We start from the raw sequence: 20561 nt of genomic DNA on the forward strand, positions 1-20561 counted from the left end.
CCCTTGCCGCATCAATACACGATTTCGATCGAGCTTCCCGCGAATTCTCCGCGCAATGCCGCGAGTAGTTCGTCGGTCGGTTTGACGCGCCAGGCGTCGCCCAGGCGCATTTCGCCCTCGGCATTTTCGCTGCGGTACACCACCTGAACCGCGAGCCCGTTCGGAATTTGCACCGCCTGACGTTGGCGGCCGTTGTCCCCGCCACCGTATCCGCCGCCGTTCCGGCCACCTCCGCCGCCGTTGCCGCCGCCGCGTGAAGCAGCGGGCGGCGCGGCCACCGGCGCCGGTTCGTCCTTGCCCGCGCTGTGGGCTTCGAGCACACGCCGCAACGCGAGCGCATCCGCATTGCCGTTCATCTGGACTTTCACGGCCTCCGCATAGCGACAGCGCGCGCGACCCAGGTCCATGACCGTGTCGACCGTGAAGCGAATGCCGCCCGTAAATGCGTCGTTACGCGCCGAGCCTTGCACGACCAGCAGTTCGTCTTCCTTGAACAGCGGCTTGTTGGCTTCGAAGGTCTCGTTGAAGACAGTCACTTCGCACTGGCCGGTGCCGTCGTCGAGCAGCGCAATCAGCATCTTGCCGCGCTGGGTCATCTGCGTGCGCAGCGACGCGATGACGCCAGCCACGAGCTTGTCGCGCCCCTCTTTTAACTCGCCGATTTTCTGGCGCACGAAGCGGCGCACTTCGGTTTTATAGGCATCGAAAAGATGGCCCGACAGATAGAAGCCGAGCGCCGCCTTCTCTTCCTGCAACTTCTTTTTCTCGGCCCATTCCGGCTCGTCGACCAGTTCGTGACCTTGCGACGGTGCGTCGCCCATGTCGAACAGGCCTGCCTGCATGGCATTCGCGCTCGCCTGTTCGGCGGCTTCCATAGCCAGCGACACCGATGCGATGAGTTGCGCGCGATTGGCGTGCAGGCTGTCGAACGCGCCGGCACGGATCAACGCTTCGACCGTCCGGCGATTGACGATGCGACGGTCGACCCGGTTGCAGAAGTCGAAAATATCGATGAACGGGCCTTCTTCACGTGCGCGCAGGATTTCTTCAATTGCGTTCTGACCGCTGCCCTTGATCGCGCCCAGACCGTAGCGGATGGTTTTCGAGCGCTTGCCGTCCGCTTCCGCGACCGGTTCGAAACGGTAGGCCGACAGATTCACGTCCGGCGGCAACACCGACATCCTGTTCGTCAGGCAGTCTTCGAACAGGATCTTGACCTTGTCCGTATCGTCCATGGCGAGCGACATATTCGCCGCCATGAATTCCGCCGGATGATGCGCCTTGAGCCACGCGGTGTGATACGCGAGCAGCGCATACGCGGCCGCGTGCGACTTGTTGAAGCCGTAGCCCGCGAACTTCTCCATCAAGTCGAAAATTTCGTCGGCTTTCTCGCCGGTCAGGCCGTTCTTCGCGGCGCCCTGGCGGAACAGTTCGCGATGCTCGGCCATTTCTTCGGCCTTCTTCTTACCCATCGCGCGGCGCAGCAAGTCGGCGCCGCCCAGCGAGTAGCCGCCGATGATCTGCGCCATCTGCATCACCTGCTCCTGGTAGACCATGATGCCGTAGGTCTCTTTCAGAACAGATTCGACGCGCGGGTCGGGATACTCGACCACTTCGCGCCCGTGCTTACGCGCACAGAAGCTCGGGATCAGATCCATTGGGCCCGGACGATACAACGCCACCAGCGCGATGATGTCCTCGAAGCGGTCGGGCTGCGCGTCTTTCAGCATGCCCTGCATGCCGCGGCTTTCTAGCTGGAACACGGCGACCGTGTTCGCTTTCTTGAGAATCGAGAACGACGCCGGGTCGTCGAGCGGCACCTGAGCGAGCGACCAGTCCTGTTTCGACGGATCGAGCCGGCGGATATAGCGCTCCGCCCAGTCGAGAATGGTGAGTGTGGTCAAGCCCAAAAAGTCGAACTTCACGAGGCCGACCGCCTCCACGTCGTCCTTGTCGTACTGGCTCACCACGCCGCTTTCGTCGCCTTGCGTATAGAGCGGACAGAAGTCGGTCAGCTTGCCCGGCGCGATCAGCACGCCGCCGGCGTGCATGCCGACGTTACGCGTGAGGCCCTCCACGCGCTGTGCGAGTTCGAGCAACTGGTGCACTTCGTCTTCGTTGTCGAAGCGCTCCTGCAGCAGCGGTTCTTCCTTCATTGCGTCGGCAATCGTGACGTGCTTGCCCGGCTTGAACGGAATCAGCTTGGCAATGCCGTCCGTGAACATGTAGCCGAGATCGAGCACCCGGCCGATGTCGCGCACCGCCGCTTTCGCGGCCATCGTGCCGAACGTCGCGATTTGCGATACCGCGTCGGCGCCGTACTTCTCCTTCACGTACTGGATGACGCGGTCGCGCCCTTGCTGACAGAAGTCGATGTCGAAGTCGGGCATCGACACGCGGTCAGGATTCAGGAAACGTTCGAACAGCAGGTTGTAGCGCAACGGATCGAGGTCGGTTACGCCGAGCGCATACGCGACCAGCGAGCCCGCGCCCGAACCCCGGCCCGGCCCGACCGGCACGCCATTGTTCTTGGCCCAGTTGATGAAGTCCGCGACGATCAGGAAGTAGCCGGGAAAGCCCATCTTGATGATGGTGCCGCACTCGAATTCGAGCCGCTGGTAGTACGTTTCGCGTTGCGCGTCGCGCTCGGACTCGAGCGGATACAACTGCTCGAGACGTTTTTCGAGCCCCTCTTTCGACAGTTGAACGAGGTAGTCGTCGAGCGACATGCCGTCGGGTGTCGGAAAGAGCGGCAGTTTGGGCTTGCCGAGTTCGAGCGTGAGGTTGCAACGCTTGGCGATTTCGACCGAATTGGCGAGCGCCGATGGAATGTCGGCGAACGCCGCCGCCATCTCGTCCTGCGTGCGGAAATACTGTTCCGACGTGAAGCGTTTGGAGCGGCGCGGATTCGCAAGAATATCGCCTTCGGAAATACACACGCGCGCTTCGTGCGCAGTGAAGTCGTCCGGCGTCATGAACTGCATCGGGTGGGTTGCGACCACCGGCAATCTGAGCGCCGCCGCCAGCGCAACGGCCTGCTGCACGTACTGCTCGCCGCCCGGCTGCCCGCAGCGCTGCAACTCGATATAGAAGCCACCCGGAAAGACCGTCGCCCACCGCTGCGCGTTGCGCCGCGCGGCCTCTTCGTTGCCGGCCGCGAGGGCGAGCCCGACATCGCCCTGCTGCGCGCCGGACAACGCCAGCAAACCTTCGCCCAAACCGGACTCGAGCCAGCCAGCCTCGATTTCCGCGCGGCCGCGGTACTGGTTCGTGAGCGAGGCTTTGCTCAGCAGTTCGCAGAGGTTGAGATAGCCGACCTTGTTTCTGACCAGCAACAGCAGACGCGAAGGCTTGTCGCGGTCGTCTGGATTGGTGATCCAGACGTCGCAGCCGGCAATTGGCTTCACGCCCTTGCCGCGGGCTTCTTTATAGAAACGGACGAGGCCGAACGCATTGCCGAGGTCGGTGAGCGCGAGCGCGCCTTGCCCGTCTTTGGCGGCGGCTTTGACGATGTCGTCCAGACGCACGATGCCGTCGGCAATCGAGAATTCGGAGTGGACGCGAAGATGAACGAAGCGGGGATCTGACATGGGCGACATTGTAACTCCACCCTCCCGGAGTTTTCAGGCCAAACCAGTGCATTGGCCATCCGGCTTAGGACAGCAGGACGTAGCCCAATTGGCACACGGTTTTGCGCTGGATCAAGGGCTTAGCCATTCGGCCGAGTCGGGAAAAACGCCGGCTTGAGGGATAATGCCGGTTTCGCCCGTTACGCCTTACCGCTCCACATCTATGAGTATCGTCAATCTCGCCGCGTATCATTTCGCGACCATCGAAGACACCGCCGCATGGCGCGCACCCGTCACCGACCGCTGCAACGCGCTCGGTCTGCGCGGCACCGTGCTGCTCGCGCCGGAAGGCATCAACCTGTTCGTCGCCGGCTCGCGCGACGCGGCAGACGCCTTCATCGATTACATCCGCCACGACGCGCTGTTCGAAGGCAAGTTCGCCACGCTGCAATTCAAGGAAAGCCTGTCGGAAAAGCAGCCGTTCCGCCGCATGCTGGTCAAGCTCAAGCGCGAAATCATCACCATGAAGAAGCCGGCTATCCGGCCGGAACTGGGCCGTGCGCCGTTCGTCGACGCCCCCACGCTGAAAGGCTGGCTGGACCGCGGTCATGACGACGAAGGCCGGCCCGTGGTCATGCTCGACACCCGCAATGCGTTCGAAGTGGATGTCGGCACCTTCGACAACGCGCTCGATTACCGCATTACGAAATTCAGCGAATTCCCGGCAGTGATCGAGCAGAACCGCGCCGATCTGGAAGGCAAGACCGTGGTGTCGTTCTGCACGGGTGGGATTCGCTGCGAAAAAGCGGCGATCCACATGAAAGAAGTCGGCATCGACCACGTGTATCAACTCGAAGGCGGCATTCTGAAGTATTTCGAGGAAGTGGGCGGCGCCCATTACAACGGCGACTGCTTCGTATTCGACTACCGCACCGCGCTCAATCCGCAACTGGAGCCCACGGCCACCGTGCAATGCTTCGGCTGCCGCGCGGTGGTGACGCCCGAAGAACAGCAATCGCCGTTCTACGTGGCGGGCAAGACCTGTCCGGCCTGTCATCCGGACAGCAAGGCCGCGCACGCCGCGTGACCCTTGGGGCTGACCGTGCCGATCGCGTACCCGTTGCGTTTCATTGCGTTTCATTGCGTTTCATTGCGTTTCATTGCGTTTGCATTGCGTGCCCAGAGCGTGCGCTCGCGCGGTCGCTGCGAGTGCTGCGTGTACCGCCCGCGCCGCGCCGAACCCGCGCCGAACCCGCGCCGAACCCGCGCCGAACCCGCAATGAGCGACCGATGACCCCCTATCGCGGACGTTTCGCGCCGTCTCCCACGGGCCCGCTGCATTTCGGCTCGCTGGTGAGCGCGCTTGCCAGTTGGCTCGACGCGCGCGCGAACCAGGGTGCGTGGCTCGTGCGTATCGAAGACATTGACGCGCCACGCACCGTGCCCGGCGCTGCCGAAGATATTCTGGCCACGCTCGAGCGCTTCGGCATGCGCGCCGACGAGCCGCCTGTCTGGCAAAGCCAGCCGGCTGCGCAAGCGCTCTATCAGCGGGCGTTCGAGCAATTGCAGCAGGCAGGTCTGGTCTATCCCTGTGGCTGCACCCGCAAGGAAATCGCCGATTCGCTGTTGCAGGCGCACGCCCGCAACACCACCCTCGCCTACCCGGGCACCTGCCGAGACGGTCTGCATGGCAAGCCCGCGCGCGCGTGGCGTCTGCGGGTGCCGGATGGCGACTCCGCCATCGTGACGTTTCAGGATCGCTGGCAAGGCGTGCAGACGCAGAATCTCGCCACCGAGGTCGGCGACTTCGTGCTGAAGCGCGCGGACCAGCAATGGGCGTATCAACTGGCGGTGGTGATGGACGATGCGCAGGCGGGCATCACCCACATCGTGCGTGGCGCCGATCTGCTGGATTCGACGGCGCGGCAGATTTATTTGCAGCAATGCTTCGGCATTGCGACGCCTGCGTATATGCACGTACCGGTCGTCGTGAACGAGCACGGCGAGAAGCTCAGCAAGCAGAACGGCGCGACCGCGCTCGATCCGGCTCGGCCGCTCGCGGCGCTCATTGCGGCCGCACGCCATCTGGGACTGGACTCAGGCGGGAGCCCGCCTGCTACTCTGGAAGATTTTTATGCGGCAGCGATTGCCGCATGGGCGAAAAAGACGGCGATGAACGCGTGAGCGTCTGCGTCTGCTTCTGCGTCTGAACGGGCCGTAGACCGTGCCGCCCAAGGCTGTGCAGCTCAGGGCAAAGCCCGCCAACTCAGGTAGACGACTTCCGCGGCATCCCAAAGCCGCCCAGCAACGCTGCCAGCGGCTGCTTGGACGACGACTTCTGCGGCGCGCCCGACGCGGCATCGGCCTCTTCGATCTTGCGCACCGACGCAGGCGACGGCTCGTAGGGCTTGAGGAAGAAATCGTCGACCGGCGGGGCGCGGTGATGATGCGGGCGATCGAACGAGCCCGACGACCCCGGGCCCGAACGGCGACGGCCGGAGCGGTCGTCACGCGTTTCGCGACCCTCGGTACGCTCGCGGCGCGGTGCTCGTTCTTCATGGTGGTGCCGCGGCGGCGCATCCACCGTCAAACGCTGCACGTCCAGCGGACGCTTGATCAGCTTTTCGATATCGGCAAGCTGCTTCTTCTCGTTCGGGCTGCACAGCGACAACGCATCGCCCGACGCGCCCGCGCGGCCGGTACGGCCGATCCGGTGCACGTAATCTTCCGCGCTGAACGGCAGATCGAAGTTGATCACCGCGGGCAGTTCCGCAATGTCCAGCCCGCGTGCCGCCACGTCCGTCGCGACCAGCGCCACGATCTCGCCGCGCTTGAACGCGTCCAGTGCCTGCATGCGCTCGTTCTGCGAGCGGTCGCCGTGAATCGCGGTGGCGACCACGCCGTCGCGCTCCAGACTGCGCGCGAGACGGCTCGCCCCGATCTTGCTGTTGCAGAACACGATGACCTGCTTGAGGCTGCGCTCGCGAATCAGCTGCACGACCGCGCCGGTCTTGTCGCCCTCGGCGACTTCGAACACGATTTGCGTGACGTTGGTCGCAGTCGAATTGCTGCGCGCGACTTCGATAGTCTGCGGATCGCGCAGATACGTATTGGCCAGCTTCTTGATTTCGCCCGAGAACGTGGCCGAGAACAGCAGCGTCTGACGTTCTTTCGGCAACAGGTTCAGGATGCGCTGCAGGTCGGGCAGAAAGCCCATGTCGAGCATCCGGTCGGCTTCGTCGAGCACCAGAATCTGCACCTGGCCCAGGTTGGCGGTTTTCTGTTGCACATGGTCGAGCAGACGGCCCGGCGTCGCGATCAGAATTTCGACACCGCGGCGCAGTTGATCGGATTGCGGGTTCATGTCCACCCCGCCGAAGACCACCGCGCTGCGCAACGACGTGTGCTTGGCATACGCATGCACGTTCGCGGCGACCTGGTCGGCCAGTTCGCGAGTCGGCGTGAGAATCAGCGCGCGCACCGGATGGCGGGCCGGCGAAGCGCTCGTGCTCGCGTGCTGCAGCAGGCGCTGGATGATCGGCAGCGAAAAACTCGCGGTCTTGCCGGTACCGGTTTGCGCGGCGCCCATCACGTCGCGGCCAGCCAGCACGACGGGAATCGCCTGAGCCTGGATCGGCGTCGGCGTGGTGTAGCCCGATTCCTTGACGGCTCTCAGGATATCGGGCGCGAGGCCGAATTGATCAAAACTCGCAGTGCTGGGCGTGTCGGGTGTGACGGGTGTGTCGGACATGGTGGCTTTCGCTAAAAATGCGCTTGGCGCGGTTGCGCGCGGCAACGGTCGGAACCGCAGAAGGCATCAGGATGAAGGCGGAGCCACGGCGTTCCGCACGGGTCCCATCTGAAACTCGGGAAATGGCGGCAGGCTCCGGCCGACGGAAACACCCGCCGGAAAGGCCGGTATTGTAGCACTTCAGCAAAAACACTCATGGCGCATACGCGCGATTTCTGCTTGGACCCCGTCATGGCTCGCCGTACCGGCCCCAAATGCACGTCGTCGCCTCCGAGCGCTGACTAACCGCCGCTTACAACTGGGCGCTCAGGCGCTTGATCTCCCGGTTCAGCACGCGCTCGTTGTCCGAATAATCGATCGGCAAGTCGATCACGTGCACGCCAGGCGTGGCGAAACATTCGCGCAGCAACGGCGCGAACTCCGCCGCCGTCTCGATACGGTGCCCCTTCGCGCCATAACTTTGCGCATACGCGACGAAATCGGGATTGCTCAGCGTCATGCCGTAATCGGGGAAATTCATGTTTTCCTGCTTCCAGCGGATCATGCCGAACGCATCGTCGCGCAGAATCAGCACTACCAGATCGAGCTTCAGACGCACTGCCGTTTCCAGTTCCTGAGAATTCATCATGAAGCCGCCGTCGCCGCACACGGCCATGACCTTGCGGTCGGGATGGACGATCTTCGTCGCGATGGCCGACGGCAAACCGGCGCCCATGGAGGCCAGCGCGTTGTCGAGCAGCAGCGAATTCGGTTCGTGCGCGCGGTAATAGCGCGCGAACCAGATCTTGTACATGCCGTTGTCCAGACACACGATGCCGTCCACCGGCGTGGTCTCGTAGACGTCGTGGACGATCCGCACCGGGTACATCGGAAACCGGTCGTCGTGCTGGCCCTTCACCAGATGCGCTTCGAAGTGCGCCTTGATCTCCTTGAAGCGCGTGAAATCCCAATGTTCCTGGCGCTCCTTCAAGCTTTCCTTGAGCTGCCACACGGCGTTCGCGATGTCGCCCACCACCTCGATCTGCGGAAAATACACGGTATCGACTTCGGCGCCGAGAAAGTTCACGTGAATCACGGTCTTCTCGCCCGTGTCTCCGCTGCGCATGAAGAACGGCGGCTTTTCGATCACGTCGTGGCCGACGTTGATGATGCAATCCGCGTGATCGATCGCGCGGTGCACGAAGTCGCCGTCCGACAGCGTAGCGTTGCCGAGCCACATGGGATGGGATTCGTCGATCACCCCTTTGCCCATCTGCGTCGTGAAAAAGGGAATGCCGATCTGGTCGACGAACTCGCGCAGCATCTTGGTGGTGGTCTTGCGATTGCCACCGGCGCCGATCATCAGCAACGGATGCCTCGCCTTCGTGATGGCCTGCACCGCGTGCGCCACGGCTTTTTCCTCCGCAACCGGGCGGCGGCTGTAGCTCTTGGGGATCGGTTTGCCGTCGCCCTCTTCGTCGGCGACGTCTTCGGGCAATTCCAGATGCGTGGCGCCGGGCCGCTCTTCTTCGGCCTGGCGGACCGCTTCGCGCACGGCGGCGGGAATGTTGGCGATCGACACGATTTGCCGCGTGTATTTGGTGAGCGGTTCCATCATCCGCACCACGTCGACGATCTGGAAATGCCCCTGCTTGCTGGATTTGATCGGCTTCTGGCCGGTCACCATCAGCATCGGCATGCCGCCGAGTTGCGCGTAGGCGGCGGCGGTCACGAAGTTGGTCGCGCCCGGCCCGAGCGTGGCCAGACAGACGCCGATGCGGCCCGTGAGCCGGCCATAGGTCGCCGCCATAAAGCCGGCGGCCTGTTCGTGACGCGTGAGGATGAGACGGATTTTCGAGCGGCGCAGCGATTCGAGCAGATCGAGATTCTCTTCACCGGGGATACCGAACACATACTCGATACCTTCGGCCTCCAGCGATTTGACGAACAGGTCCGATGCTTTCATTGAGGCCTCGCTTGATGACTGGGACGATCGAAGACGAAGACGGCCGACGTTTGCCGACGGCTGCTGCGGGCGACGCCATGGCCGCCCGTGCGGGAGAGCTTACTACCCGAACGGAATATGCGTGCGCTGGCGGGCTTCCGGCAAGCCTGTCGAAAGACGCGCGGACGACGCCGCTCAGCGGACGATCGTCACGCAGTCCGACAACATGGGCGGTGCGTTCTCGCCCTCGGTTGCATCGTAGAGATCGGCGCGCGGGCCTTTGGTCCACCACGTGTAGCTGCCCGCCTGATACTTCGCGCCCGAGCCGGACAAGGTGTTGACGAACAGCAGCGTCTGGCCTTTGACCGGCACCAGCGCGAAACTCTGGCCGTTCGCGGTGTTCCAGTACGTCACCTGGAGAATCTTGCCGGTCGCGCAGGTGTATTTGTTGGTCTGACGGTTTTTGGTCTGGATCTCGGCAAGCCGCAGCGGCGCAGCCCACAGGTTGCCGTTCAGCGCGGCGAGACCGGCGACGGTCACGAGTACGGAAAGCCACTTCTTCATGAAACGCCTCGCTCTGGATGGGACGCGGTGCATGCGCCGCTCATGGATCGATCACGCTCGCACACGCGTCGGTGGGCGCCGCGGCCACGTGCCCGACCAGCGGCACGATCTTCAACCCCGCCGATGCCACGCGGCAAGGCGCAGCCGCAAGGCCGCAGCCCGTCATGCCGGCATACACGGCGAGCGCCACGCCGAATGCTCCAAGCCGGCTTAGACTTCGATGCCACGGGCGCGACGCGGGCCTGCGGGATTGCGGTTGCTGCAGCATACGAGCCTCGACTTCAACCAGCTTCAGAATAAAAACGGACTGCGACGAGCAAGACGTTCGCGCAGCTTATTTCGCCGACACCGGCCGTACGGCTGCCGCGGCCTGCTTCGCGCGCCCGCGCGCTTCGTCGATCGTCTCGCCGGTGGCGAGCGCCACGCCCATGCGGCGTTTGACGAAACTCTCCGGCTTGCCGAACAGACGCAGATCGGCGTTCGGCACAGCGAGCGCGGCGGCCACGCCTTCGAACGCGATGCCCGCCTCGTCGAGGCCGCCGTAAATGACCGCCGACGCGCCCGGCGAGCGCAACGACGTATCGACCGGCAAACCGAGAATGGCGCGCGCGTGCAGTTCGAATTCGGAAAAGCGTTGCGAGCTCAACGTGACGAGCCCGGTATCGTGCGGACGCGGGCTCACTTCCGAGAACCATACGTCATCGCCGCGCACGAAAAGTTCCACGCCGAACAGGCCCCTGCCGCCCAATGCCGCGGTCACCTTGCGGGCGACTTCACGCGAGCGCTCCAGTGCGAGCGGACTCATTGGCTGCGGTTGCCAGGATTCCACGTAGTCGCCCGCCACCTGCACATGGCCGATCGGGTCGCAGAAATACGTGTCGACCTCGCCGCTCGCCGGGTCGATGGCGCGCACGGTGAGCTGGGTGATTTCGTAATCGAAGTCGATAAAGCCTTCGACGATCACGCGGCCGTGATTCACGCGGCCGCCCGCCATCGCGTATTGCCACGCAGGTTCGACGTCGGCCTCGCTTTTGAGCACCGACTGCCCCTTGCCCGACGACGACATGACCGGCTTCACGACGCACGGGTAGCCCACCTGGGCGATGCCCGCGCGCAGTTCTTCGAGCGAGTCGGCGAACGCGTAGGGCGAGGTCGGCAAACCGAGCTCCTCGGCGGCGAGCCGGCGAATGCCTTCGCGGTTCATGGTGAGTTGCGTGGCGCGCGCGGTGGGGATGACTTCGGCGAGACCGTCGGTTTCGATGGCGGCGAGCGCGTCGGTGGCGATCGCCTCGATTTCGGGGACGATCAGATGCGGGCGTTCCTGTTCGACCAGTGCACGCAGCGCGGCATGGTCGGTCATGTCGATGACGTGCGAACGATGTGCGACCTGATGACCTGGTGCATGCGGGTAACGGTCAACGGCGATCACTTCGACGCCCAGCCGTTGCAGCGCGATGATCACTTCCTTGCCGAGCTCGCCGGCGCCGAGCAGCATGACGCGCGTGGCGGATTCAGAAAGCGGCGTGCCGATCCGTTGGCCGATCTGCATGGGGTCTCCAGATAAAAGTGGGGAAAGTGGGGGGTGGGGGCGGTTTTGCGTGGACCACGATGTTAACATGCACGCCCCGATGCACACCCATACCCCCCGACACCCCCCCGACGGAATTCAGCCCCCCCGTCGCGGCGCTCGCGTGCGGCGTGTGGAGTGCGTTACGCTTACGCCTTCGCCAGTTTGAAGAGGAACGACGCCATGCTCCACAACTCCTCCGCGCCACGAGTTGTGCGCTTCATCCCGTACGCGCGCCATGCTTTCGCCGCGTTGAGCGTCGCCGCGCTATTGAGCGCCTGCGCGATGCCGAAACACACCGACGCCGCGGCCCCCGCGCCCGATCCGTTCAACCCGGCGGCCACACAGTTACTCGACGACACCAGCTGGGTGCTCAGCAGCTGGAAGCAGGCGGACGGCACGGTTCGCCCAATCCCCTCCATTCCGGCTGCCGGCAGCGGGACGCCTATCACGCTCACGTTGTCCACCGAAAAAGGCCAGCGGCACGCCAGCGGTTTTTCGGGCTGCAACCGGTACATGGGTTCCTATGCGCTCAAAGACGGCAAGTTGAGTTTCGGCACGCTGGGCGGCACGCGCATGGCGTGCGCGACTCCGGGCGGTCAGATAGAAAGCGCGTACCTGCAGGCCCTCACTCACATCGAGCGCACCGGCGTGCAGATGCGCGCGCCTCAGCAGATGCAACTGGTGCTCGATAACGGCGACACGCTGACCTACGAGCGCAACGCCCAATGACTTTCGCGCGGCACGCAAGCCGGCCCGCGCGTTTCCGGGATGCGAGCTTGCCCGCGTCCACCGTCGAAGGCTCGGTCTTCGCCGGTTTAAACCCGACGGATCGCGTCTTGCGCGTGTCCGTCATTCGTCGATGTCTAGTATGCACACGGTAGTTTTCGGCTGGTTCGGCGCATCGGCCGTCTGGTTCATTCCTCTTTTGTGGCGTCTCGTCAGATCGGCGCTGCCGGGCGGCGCGGGCTTGCGCGGTCCGGGCACGATCCGCCTGTGGCTGGGCTTCGTCTGCGTGATGGTGGCCAGTTGCACGCTGGAAGGATCGCTGGTGGGCGCGTCCGGTTGGTGCGCGATCGGTCATGCGTTTGCGGCGGGATTCGGTCGTTTGCTGGGACACATCGGTACGCCGCTCGCAGCGCTCGTGCTGTTTCTGATCAGCCTGCCCTGGCTGATCGACTTTCGCTGGCGCGACGTGGCCGTGTGGGCCGACGGCGCGTTCGGCCTCGGGTTGTCGCGCGGGCTCGCCAAACGCGACGAGGATGCGCGCCGGCATCGGGCCGACGACGGACTGCCGTCGCATGGCTCGCCGGTTTCATCCGCCAGCAACACGATGGCGCCCGGTAGCAACCGGCGTTATGCCCGGCCAACGGTTTGGCGGCCGCCAGCGAATGCGCGCGGATCGGCGGGTGGCGTGGCGGGAGCGGCGGCCGGCCAGACGGCGGCGGCGGCCAAGGATCGTCCGGTGCGCAGCGGTGCAGCGGATTGGCGCGCGGGAAATGCCCGAGCGCGCGGCGGCGTGGCAGGACAAGCCGAGCAGGTGCTGCGCACGGGTGCTAGCGCACCGGTTCGTCAGGCTTCGTCGCAGGAGTTTGTGGGGGCGAATGCGCATACCAACGCCAATGCGGCGGCTAATTCAGGCAATGCGGGCAAACCGGCCTGGCTACCCACCGAGCCGGTGGCACCTGCCGGATGGTTGCGCGAATCGACGCCTGCTGCGCGAGCGCCGACGGTCGTTCTGGGTTCGACGGCTGGCGTCGCGGCGCAGAAAGCCGCGGCACGCGACAGCGCTTCGCCGGTGGGACGTCGGTCGGTGGGTGAGCAGAGAACCGTGGCTGCCACGGGCGGGCTTGCTGCTGGTGCGCTTGGTGCTGCGGGTAACGCTAGCGCTGCTGGCGTTGGTGCGGCTGCTGCTGACGCCGCAAGCGTAGCCACGCACATTGCGGCTGCGCGAACCGCGGCACAACCCATAACGACCTCACAGACCTCGTCACACAACTCAACAAGCGGTGCCACAGCGAGCCGGCCCATTGCAGCAGGCCGTCCCGTGCAGCCTCGCCAGTCGGCCGCGCCTGCGCCGGCCCCTGGCGTCGACCTCACTCGACCGACGCCTCGCTCCCCGGCTTCGACGGCGCCCAGCTTCACCCGTCCGCTGACGGGCACACAAACGGCCTCGCCACCGGAAAGCGTTCAGGAAACCCTGCGCAGCATTGCGGAAAATGCCGCGCGCTGGACGGACCTGGCAGGGGTCAGCCTCGCACGAAGCAGCAGCGCGGAGAGTGCAAAGACCGCAACTGCGCCCTTGCCTGTGGAAGACTTGTCCGTCGCGCCGGCCTCGACGCCTGCCGCGAGCGAACCGTTATCTTTTGAAATTGAGCCGATAGAGACTGCATCGCCTCCGCCGCTTCCCGCGCTAGGAGAAACGATAGCGGTGGCCCCATGGCGGGAGGCGCCCACGCCTCCAAGCCTGCCCGTCGATCCCCCTGCAACGGCTGAAGCCGCACCGATCGACACGACGACGGCACAGCCGATCGACATCCAGGATCGCGCGCACCACGACGTGCAGTCGGACACGCTGTTACCGAGCGAAGATCCTGTCGCGCACTGGCCGATCGAAGCGCCGGTCACCGAGTCTGCCCCGGTCGCCGTGCCTGCGCCGTTGCCGTTGCCGACACCGGTTCCGCAATTCGTCGCACCGGTAGCGCCGACGGTCACGCCTACGCCGTTCCAGAGCTTCGCCGCGCAGTTGCAAGCCAGCGACATGCAACCCGATGCGGTCGCAGATGCGATCGCAGATGCGAACCTGGATGCGGACGCAAACACAACCGCAGATGCGACCGTGAGTGAAGCCGAGCTACCGGCTGTCGCAGCAGCATCGATCGAAACACCTGCGAGCGCAGGGATGCCAGGCACGCCGCCGATCGACGAACCAGCCGATCATCTGCCGTCCGCAGCAACATCGGTCACTCCATGGCCCGTCCCGAACCAGGCACCGTCGACCAGCACGCTGAGTGCGCCTGCAACGCCGAGCCACTTCGACGCGCCCACGGCAAGCACGCCCACGGCAAGCACGATCCCGACGATCACCGAACCAGCCGCCCTGCCCGTCTATAACGAGACGCCGAGCGCGCCCAGCACGCCCAGCACGCCGAGCACACCCAACACACTGGACACCCCACCACCCCCAGACTCCTTCCCGCAACCCGAAGCGCTTCCCCCGCTCGACTTCCCGGCCCCGCCACCCGCGCCGGCCATCGCCGAGCGCGCGCCGCTGCGCGGCCACGGTCCGACTAACGGCTTCGAATTCCATGCGCCGGCGGCATCGATGGTCGAACTCCCGACCCTCGATCTGCTGGCGCTCGCCGACACCGATGTCGAACCCGTCTCCGAGGAAAAGCTGATCGAGACCGGCCTGCTCATCGAGCAACGCCTGCAGGAATTCAAGGTGCCCGTCACCGTGGTCGGTCATTCGGCCGGCCCGGTCATCACGCGCTTCGAAATCGAGCCGGCGCTCGGCGTGCGCGGCAGTCAGATCGTCGGTCTGATGAAGGATCTGTCGCGCGGCTTGGGTCTGACTTCCATCCGCGTGGTCGAAACGATTCCTGGCAAGACCTGCATGGGTCTCGAATTGCCGAACGCCAAGCGGCAAACCATCCGCCTGTCCGAGATTCTCGAAGCCAGCGTCTATCAGAACTCGCATTCGCAACTGACGCTGGCCATGGGCAAGGACATCACCGGGCATCCTGTGGTCGCCGACCTCGCCAAAGCGCCGCACATGCTGGTGGCGGGCACGACCGGATCGGGCAAGTCGGTGGCGATCAACGCGATGATCTGCTCGCTGCTGTTCAAGGCGACGCCCGAAGAAGTGCGGCTCATCATGATCGACCCGAAAATGCTGGAGTTGTCGGTCTATGAAGGCATTCCGCATCTGCTGGCGCCGGTCGTCACCGACATGAAACTCGCGGCCAACGCGCTGAACTGGTGTGTCGGCGAAATGGAAAAGCGCTACCGCCTGATGTCCGCGGTCGGGGTGCGCAACCTCGCCGGCTTCAACCAGAAAATCCGCGATACCGAAGCGCGCGGCAAGAAACTCGGCAACCCGTTCTCGCTCACGCCGGACGCACCCGAACCGCTCGCGCCGCTGCCGCTCATCGTGGTGGTAATCGACGAACTGGCCGACCTGATGATGGTCGCAGGCAAGAAGATCGAAGAGTTGATCGCGCGGCTCGCGCAAAAGGCGCGCGCCGCCGGCATCCATCTGATTCTCGCGACGCAGCGGCCCTCGGTGGACGTGATTACCGGCCTCATCAAGGCGAACATTCCGACTCGCGTGGCCTTTCAGGTGTCGTCGAAAATCGACTCGCGCACGATCCTCGACCAGATGGGCGCCGAATCGCTGCTCGGTCAGGGCGACATGCTGTTCCTGCCGCCGGGCACCGGTTATCCGCAACGGGTGCACGGCGCGTTCGTCGCCGACGAAGAGGTGCATCGCATCGTCGAATATCTGAAGCAGTTCGGCGAGCCGCAGTACGAGGAAGGGATTCTCGACGGCCCGGCCACGGACGGCGGTGCAGCGCAGGATCTGTTCGGAGATTCGCCGGAGGCCGAAGCCGACCCGCTCTACGACGAGGCGGTGGCCTTCGTGGTGCGCACGCGGCGGGCGTCGATCTCGTCGGTGCAGCGGCAGTTGCGCATCGGCTATAACCGCGCGGCGCGGCTCGTCGAGCAGATGGAAACGGCCGGCCTCGTCTCGGCAATGGGCATCAACGGCAGTCGCGAAGTGCTGGCACCTGGACCGGCAGAATAAGCGACCGGCGTGCCGGCATCGGAATGACGCATCGGAATGGCGCATCGGAATGGCGCATCGGAATGAACACGGGCCGCTCGAAGCGGCCCGTTTTCCTAGAGAGCGCCGAAACGCGTCACCCTGTCACGACGGCGAAACCAGCTTGAAATCCACCGGCGAGCCGATCTCGATACGCTGCGGGTTCGCCTCGAGCAAACCGCTCTGTTGATCGCGCCTGAAGATATACACGGAGTCGCTGTTCTGATTACCGACGATCAGCCAGTTGCCGGTCGGGTCGATCGCAAATTCGCGCGGCGACTTGCCGAGGCTCGACTGACGGCCGACCTGCTTCAGCTTGCCGTCGGTCGGGTCGACAGAAAAGATCACGATATCGTTTGCATCGCCGCGATTCGACGCGTACAGAAACCGTCCATCCGGCGACAGATGAATCGCCGAGCCACCCACCGCGCCCTTGAAGCCGGGCTCGACGAGCGGGAGCGTTTGCACCTGGCTGAGCTTGCCGTCGTCGTAGTCGAACGTGCTGACCGTGCCGGCCATTTCGCTCGTCAGGTAGCCATGCTTGCCTTGCTTGTCGAACACCAGATGACGCGGGCCGCTGCCTGCTTTCTCCTGCGTGTAGCGCGAATCGGTCGGACCGAACAGACCGCGGCTGCCGTCGGGCGTGTAGCGATACCCATAAAGCTTGTCGGTGCCGAGATCCTGCGCGAACAGATAGCGGCCATCCGGCGAGAACACCGCGGAATGCACGTGCGAATTGTCCTGACGGCCCTTCACCGGACCGCCGCCTTCGTGATGCACCGTCAACACCGACGCGCCCACCTGGCCGTCGGACTGTAACGGAAACACGGCGAAGCTGCCGCCGGGATCGGCCGCCACCGAATAGTTGGCGGTGACCAGATACTTGCCGTCCGGCGAGAGGCTCAGATAGCACGGGTCGTTGCCATCCGACGAGACCTTGTTGATGAAGCTCAACTGGCCGCTAGCGGCATCGAAGCGGAACGCGCTGATCCCGCCGCGCTGTGAAGCGGGGCCGTCGTCGCCGGGCAATTCGTTGACCGCGTAGACGAAGCGGCGGTCGTGGCTCACCACGAGATACGACGGGTTGACCGTCTGTGCGACCGACACGCGGGTCGCCGCGCCCGTCTTCGTATCGAAGCGATAGACATAGAGTCCTTCGCTCTTGCCGGACGTATACGTGCCGACCAGCAGGTCGTATATGCCATCGGCCGGAACCGGGCCGGAATCTTGCGCAAACGCATGCGAAGCAACAATCGAGACCATGAGCACAAAACCTTTTATGATCGAGCGGGCGGAAGTTGTTGAAGGTGTAGGGCGAACAGATGAAGCGGCTCGCACAGTAGCTCGACGAAGGCAAAACATGAGACCTCCTGGATATCGGTTATCGAATCGATCGGTGGATCAGGGCGTCACGGAGATGCCGCGCGACAAGTCGAGCGTCGGTCCTGGCGGGCAAGTATAAAAGCGTTGGTTCGGATCATGCAGCGAGGCCGGCTTCCGGCCTGCGCAGCTTGTGTAGCAATTGCCTCGCCTGGCGGGGAATTTTTTCAATCGCGTCTTCCCGTGTCCGTCACGACATCGACGCGCCACAACTACTTACGGAGTCTTCATGAACCTCACACTCAGCCTGGGCCCGCTCGTTTCGTTGATCGCCGGCATTCTGATTCTCGTCATGCCGCGTCTGTTGAACTACATCGTCGCGCTCTATCTGATCATCATCGGTGTCATCGGGCTGTTTGGCGTGGGCGCGTCGCACTTCTGAGCCGCAACGCGACCTAGTTATCGGCGACCAGCACGAGCGCGCCGGTGCCTCGTCGGCCCGGCGCGCTTCGTTTTACTGCAGGAAGAATGAATGGCGTTCAGCCGTTGGCAAGCTGTTCGAGCCGTAAGCGGCCCTGCAAGGACAGAGCGCCCACCGCATACTGGCCGTCGCCTTCCTGATGCCGCTGGAAACAGGCCCGTTCGATGAGAAACGCCGCGGCCGCCTGCATGCCGTTGCGGCTCAGACCCAGGCGGCCGTGATCGAGCGGCAGGATGGCGTCGTCGGTCAGCTCGCTGGCCGCGGAGAGTATCGTGATGCAATCGGTTTTCGATGGGTTGAGCATAGCTTTCATCCTCGAAAGACGGCGTAGGAAAATCCGATTGTAGGCAGCACCTGCCAGAATACCAACCCGCGTTTTGCCGCATTCGGCGTGACGACAAAGCTGAACCAATGCAGATGAAGCCGGTCCCGTAATAACAACTCGAACGATGCGCAAACGAAGCACCGCCCAGGCGACTTCCGTGTGGTTCCTGTCGTTTGCCCTTCATTTGCCACTCACCTACACGCCAGACACTATGCCTGCACTCATCGAAGACTATGCGCTCATCGGCGACGGCCACACGGCCGCGCTCATCTCCCGCGAAGGTTCCGTCGACTGGCTTTGCTGGCCTCGCTTCGATTCCGGCGCGTGCTTCGCCGCGCTGCTCGGCACGCCGGAAAACGGCCGCTGGCTGATCTCCCCCGTCTCGGATACGCCGCCCACCGTCACGCGCCGCTATCGCGGCGAAACGCTGATTCTCGAAACCGACTTCGAGACCCCCGAAGGCGCGGTCACGCTGATCGACTTCATGCCGCCGGGCAACGGCTGGTCGGAGATGGTCCGCATCGTCGTCGGCCGGCGCGGCACGGTGCGCATGCGCATGGAACTGGTGCTGCGCTTCGACTACGGGTTTTCGGTGCCGTGGGTGGACCGGCTCGACAACGAAAGCGGCGTCAAAGCCATCGTCGGCCCGGACAATGCCGTGTTGCGCACGCCCGTGGACCTGCGCGGCGAAGACATGAAGACCATCGCCGAATTCAGCGTGAGCGAAGGCGAACGCGTGCCGTTTTCATTGGCGTATGCCGCATCGCATCTGCGTAATCCACCTGCCCGCGACCCGCACACGTCGCTCGCCCGTACCGAAAACCACTGGCTCGAATGGTCCGCGCGCGGCACGGTGGAAGGCCGCTGGGCCGAACCGATCCGCCGCTCGCTGATCACACTAAAAGCACTCGCCTACGAGCCGACCGGCGGCATCGTCGCGGCCCCCACCACGTCCTTGCCGGAGCAACTCGGCGGCACGCGCAACTGGGACTATCGCTATTGCTGGCTGCGCGACGCGACCATCACGCTACTGGCGATGATGCGCGGCGGCTACTACGACGAAGCCCGCGCCTGGCGCAGCTGGCTCGGTCGCGTGATGGCAGGCGCGCCGGATCAGTTGCAGATCATGTATGGCATCGCCGGCGAGCGGCGTCTGCCCGAGTTCGAACTCGACTGGCTGGAAGGCTACCAGGGCGCCAAGCCGGTGCGGATCGGCAACAACGCGGTCGGGCAGCGGCAACTGGACGTGTATGGCGAAGTGATGAACGCGCTGCACCTCGCGCGCGTCGGGGGTCTGCAGGCGGACGACACCGCGTGGAACGTGCAACGCGCGCTGCTCGGCCACCTCGATACGATCTGGGAAGAACCGGACGAAGGCATCTGGGAAACGCGTGGCGGCCGCCAGCATTTCACCTTTTCGAAGGTGATGGCGTGGGTCGCCTACGATCGCGCGATCCAGTCGGCGGAGATGTTCGAACTCGAAGGTCCGCTCGACGACTGGCGCGCCACCCGCGCGAAGATTCATGCGCAGGTCTGCGAGAAGGCGTGGAATCCGACGCTCGGTGCGTTCTCGCAGGCGTACGGGACCGATCAGCTGGATGCGAGCCTGCTGCTCATGTCGTTGATTGGCTTTCTGCCGCCGGACGACCCGCGAATCAAAGGCACCGTGGCGGCCATCGAGCGCGATCTGATGCACGACGGTTTCGTGATGCGCTACCGCACCACCGACTACAACGACGGCCTGCCGCCGGGTGAGGGCACTTTCCTCGCCTGTTCGTTCTGGATGGTGGACAACCTCGCGCTGCAGGGTCGTATCAGCGAAGCGGTCGCCATGTACGAACGTCTGCTCGACCTGTGCAACGACGTCGGCCTGCTTGCCGAGGAGTACGATCCGACGGCGAAGCGGCAGGTCGGCAACTTCCCGCAGGCGTTCTCACACGTGGCGCTGGTGCACACCGGTCTGAACCTGATGCAGCATGAACAGGAAATGGCCGAGGCCACCGGGCAGCCGTCGAATAACGGCACGAATAGTGCTGAACTTGATGCTCAGGCAAGCCCGGATAGCGGCGCTGCAACATCGCCAGTAGCATGATTTCATGACAATTCGTGTGCGGCCGGGGGGCGGTAAACCCTTGGCCAGTACGCGAATTGCTGCATTGCACAAGTCAGCCGAGTTAGATATGATCGACCGCACCTTTGGCCGCGCACCTTGGCCAATTCGATGTGTTCACAACC

At 64.2% G+C, this 20561-nt stretch carries 13 protein-coding genes and 1 pseudogene; 6 read left to right on the forward strand and 8 right to left on the reverse strand.

Annotated elements, in window-relative coordinates:
* Window positions 1-11: 11 nt before the first annotated feature.
* The gene (gene dnaE, locus FQ746_RS07905; RefSeq protein WP_144108383.1) at window positions 12-3599 is read right to left on the reverse strand and encodes a DNA polymerase III subunit alpha; all 3588 of its coding nucleotides are present in this window, start codon (window positions 3597-3599) and stop codon (window positions 12-14) included.
* Between the two features lie 193 nt (window positions 3600-3792).
* Between dnaE and FQ746_RS07910 the strand changes: the two genes are divergently transcribed.
* A complete protein-coding gene (locus FQ746_RS07910; RefSeq protein ID WP_144108384.1) occupies window positions 3793-4656 on the forward strand; it encodes a sulfurtransferase in 864 nt (287 codons plus the stop codon).
* Window positions 4657-4859: 203 nt separating this feature from the next.
* Complete coding sequence (gene gluQRS / locus FQ746_RS07915; RefSeq protein ID WP_144108385.1) at window positions 4860-5753, forward strand: tRNA glutamyl-Q(34) synthetase GluQRS; 894 nt, start codon at window positions 4860-4862, stop codon at window positions 5751-5753.
* Window positions 5754-5835: 82 nt separating this feature from the next.
* On the opposite strand, the gene FQ746_RS07920 is transcribed toward gluQRS, so the two are convergent.
* The 5 genes from FQ746_RS07920 to purT all read right to left on the reverse strand — a co-directional run bounded on the left by FQ746_RS07920 (window position 5836) and on the right by purT (window position 11357).
* The gene (locus tag FQ746_RS07920) at window positions 5836-7320 is read right to left on the reverse strand and encodes a DEAD/DEAH box helicase (RefSeq protein ID WP_144108386.1); all 1485 of its coding nucleotides are present in this window, start codon (window positions 7318-7320) and stop codon (window positions 5836-5838) included.
* A gap of 292 nt (window positions 7321-7612) precedes the next feature.
* Window positions 7613-9265: an acetolactate synthase large subunit gene (locus FQ746_RS07930; protein WP_144108387.1), complete on the reverse strand. Its 1653-nt coding sequence runs from the start codon at window positions 9263-9265 to the stop codon at window positions 7613-7615.
* 174 nt (window positions 9266-9439) lie between these two features.
* A complete protein-coding gene (locus FQ746_RS07935; protein ID WP_144108388.1) occupies window positions 9440-9808 on the reverse strand; it encodes an MliC family protein in 369 nt (122 codons plus the stop codon).
* A gap of 40 nt (window positions 9809-9848) precedes the next feature.
* Entirely contained in the window at window positions 9849-10076 is a 228-nt protein-coding gene (locus FQ746_RS07940; RefSeq protein ID WP_144108389.1) for a DUF6726 family protein, read from the reverse strand.
* A 66-nt stretch (window positions 10077-10142) separates the two neighbouring features.
* The gene (purT, locus tag FQ746_RS07945) at window positions 10143-11357 is read right to left on the reverse strand and encodes a formate-dependent phosphoribosylglycinamide formyltransferase (protein ID WP_144108390.1); all 1215 of its coding nucleotides are present in this window, start codon (window positions 11355-11357) and stop codon (window positions 10143-10145) included.
* 201 nt (window positions 11358-11558) lie between these two features.
* Here purT and FQ746_RS07950 point away from each other — a divergent pair, with 201 nt between their 5' ends.
* Together FQ746_RS07950 and FQ746_RS35580 are read left to right on the forward strand one after the other, a co-directional pair.
* A complete protein-coding gene (locus tag FQ746_RS07950; protein ID WP_144108391.1) occupies window positions 11559-12107 on the forward strand; it encodes an META domain-containing protein in 549 nt (182 codons plus the stop codon).
* A gap of 2536 nt (window positions 12108-14643) precedes the next feature.
* Window positions 14644-16182, forward strand: a pseudogene (locus tag FQ746_RS35580) (DNA translocase FtsK); the annotation flags it as partial.
* 123 nt (window positions 16183-16305) lie between these two features.
* Here the strand turns inward: FQ746_RS35580 and FQ746_RS07960 are convergent.
* Window positions 16306-17463 carry a lactonase family protein gene (locus FQ746_RS07960; RefSeq protein ID WP_144108393.1) on the reverse strand — a complete coding sequence of 386 codons (1158 nt, stop codon included), beginning with the start codon at window positions 17461-17463 and terminating at the stop codon, window positions 16306-16308.
* A gap of 346 nt (window positions 17464-17809) precedes the next feature.
* On the opposite strand from FQ746_RS07960, the gene FQ746_RS07965 reads away from it, so the two are divergent.
* Complete coding sequence (locus FQ746_RS07965; RefSeq protein WP_144108394.1) at window positions 17810-17962, forward strand: DUF3096 domain-containing protein; 153 nt, start codon at window positions 17810-17812, stop codon at window positions 17960-17962.
* Window positions 17963-18059: 97 nt separating this feature from the next.
* Here FQ746_RS07965 and FQ746_RS07970 read toward each other — a convergent pair whose 3' ends face one another.
* A complete protein-coding gene (locus FQ746_RS07970; RefSeq protein WP_144108395.1) occupies window positions 18060-18305 on the reverse strand; it encodes a hypothetical protein in 246 nt (81 codons plus the stop codon).
* A 232-nt stretch (window positions 18306-18537) separates the two neighbouring features.
* On the opposite strand from FQ746_RS07970, the gene FQ746_RS07975 reads away from it, so the two are divergent.
* Window positions 18538-20418 carry a glycoside hydrolase family 15 protein gene (locus FQ746_RS07975; RefSeq protein ID WP_144108396.1) on the forward strand — a complete coding sequence of 627 codons (1881 nt, stop codon included), beginning with the start codon at window positions 18538-18540 and terminating at the stop codon, window positions 20416-20418.
* Window positions 20419-20561: the final 143 nt, after the last annotated feature.

This window comes from Paraburkholderia sp. BCC1886 (genome assembly GCF_900996245.1).
In the GTDB taxonomy this organism is placed as follows: domain Bacteria; phylum Pseudomonadota; class Gammaproteobacteria; order Burkholderiales; family Burkholderiaceae; genus Paraburkholderia.